General features: G+C 65.0%; 1 protein-coding gene. It reads right to left on the bottom strand.

All coding sequences use genetic code 11. From position 1 onward, the window contains the following. Positions 1-67 precede the first annotated feature (67 nt). Positions 68-1,258, bottom strand: coding sequence for an integrase core domain-containing protein (locus tag EOB80_RS34230; RefSeq protein WP_127332395.1), 1,191 nt, complete (start codon positions 1,256-1,258; stop codon positions 68-70). Positions 1,259-1,341: the final 83 nt, after the last annotated feature.

Genomic DNA, 1,341 nt, shown 5'->3' with positions numbered 1-1,341 from the left:
CCTGCCGGTGTCCAGCCGATAGATGGGTAACAGTTTGAACCGGATAGATAGGTAACAGTTTTCCCCCTTATGATGGGTTCGCGGCAGCGCCAAACGGTTGGGTTGGCGCGGCGCTGCGGCGAACCAGTTTCCTGTGCTTGTGGTCGATGAAGCCGAGCGGATGGGCATGGAAGCGCACCGCCCATTGGCCGTTCTCAGTCTCTTCGATGGCAATCGGCTCGCCTGCCAGCGTGGCCGAGACGTAGATCTCTGCACCCTGCCATTTGACGGCGCCGTTCTGGCGCACGCTGCGCACCGCCGCCTCGGCCGGATAGTCCGGCTCGGGGATCGTCTTAGGCATGGGACGGGTCGAGGGACGGTAATGCTGCGCCGGGGTGCCCATGCCAAGCGCCTCGTGCGGGCGCTCCTCATTGTAGCTGCGCCGGAAGGCCTCGAAAGCCTGAGCTTGAGACGCCCTGTCGGCCTCCGGTGCCTTGGCCATCGGCAGCATGGTCAGGTGGAAGCGCTCATGGCGCCCGTTCTGCTGCGGCTTGCCCGGCTGGATGCGCTCAAGAGCGATGCCAAGCTTGATGAAGCGCGCCGCAAGCGGCGTAAGACCCGTGACGCCAGGCGATGCGAAGGGTGGGCCATTGTCGCTTCTGAACCGATCCGGCAGCCCATGCTCTTCAAACAGGCGCTCAAACACCGGCCAGGCCTCGGCGTCCGCCGTCGAACCCGTCGCTTCGAGCGCCAGAAGATAGCGGCACGCCCCATCCATCACCGTCAGCGGCTCGCAGCGCCACCCGTCGCCAGTCCGGAACCAGCCCTTGTGATCGCCCGTCCACAGCGCGTTCGGCCCCTCGGGCTCCGGCCATGGACCGTTGCCGGCCGCCTTCCAGCGCCTGCGCTTACGCCCCACAAGTCCATGCCGCTTCAGGATCTCACCGGCCGTCGAGACCGCAGGCCAACCGCAGCAGGGCTCCGCACGCTTGAGCCGGGCCATGATCTTCTTGGGCCCCCACAGCGGATGCGCTTCCTTCTCCGCCACGATCCGCTCCACCAGCTCCGCTGCCGTTGCCCGGCCGTGCTCGAGCGGCGCCCGCGGCAGATCATGCAGCCCTTCCGGCCCGAACTCCCGGTAGCGTCCAAGCCATTTGTACCCGGTCTTGCGAGAGATCTCGAAGGCAGTACACAGCTGCGTCATCGTCTCCTCGCCAGAAAGGCATTCCACAACAAACCGAAGCCGCTCATCCATGATGCCAGTCTCTCGCCAAACCATCGCCGGTCCTCCCGGCGGACAAGAAAACTGTCACCCATGCTATCGGTCCATTCTGTTACCTATCTATCCGGTTCGGACACCGG

It is taken from the genome of Mesorhizobium sp. M7A.F.Ca.MR.245.00.0.0, from assembly GCF_003997415.1.
Lineage (GTDB): Bacteria > Pseudomonadota > Alphaproteobacteria > Rhizobiales > Rhizobiaceae > Mesorhizobium.
Note: the sequence above shows the minus strand (reverse complement) of the source record. Positions and strands in the feature narration are given on the sequence as shown.

Excerpts from the sequence above, each read along its gene's own strand:
- EOB80_RS34230 (WP_127332395.1), bottom strand. The coding sequence starts at position 1,258 with ATGGTTTGGCGAGAGACTGGCATCATGGATGAGCGGCTTCGGTTTGTT.